General features: G+C 67.3%; 1 protein-coding gene. It reads right to left on the reverse strand.

Going from position 1 to position 303, the window contains the following annotated elements; all coding sequences use genetic code 11:
- Window positions 1-303, reverse strand: a 303-nt coding sequence (locus KMS84_RS44370; RefSeq protein WP_256921530.1) for an aldehyde dehydrogenase family protein, incomplete at both ends; no start/stop codon positions are given.

The raw sequence follows: 303 nt of genomic DNA on the forward strand, positions 1-303 counted from the left end.
GCCTCGCTCGACGTACACCCGTTCAGCGCAGTTGCACACTTGCCCGGTGTTGATCACCCGCGAGGCCGTGATGGCTTTTACCGCCAGCTCCAGGTCCGCGTCACCCAGTACGATGGCCGGCGCCTTGCCGCCCAGTTCGAGGTTGAGCTTGGTGATGTTCGGCGCGGCGGCGGCCATGATCCGCGAACCGGTGGCGACGCTGCCGGTGAAGCTGATCAGGTCGATGCCGGCATGGCTGGTGAGGGCATGCCCGACGCCTGCGCCAGTGCCGCTGACCACGTTGAACACGCCGGTGGGCAGGTC

This window comes from Streptomyces hilarionis (assembly GCF_024539675.1).
Classification (GTDB): domain Bacteria; phylum Actinomycetota; class Actinomycetes; order Streptomycetales; family Streptomycetaceae; genus Streptomyces; species Streptomyces hilarionis.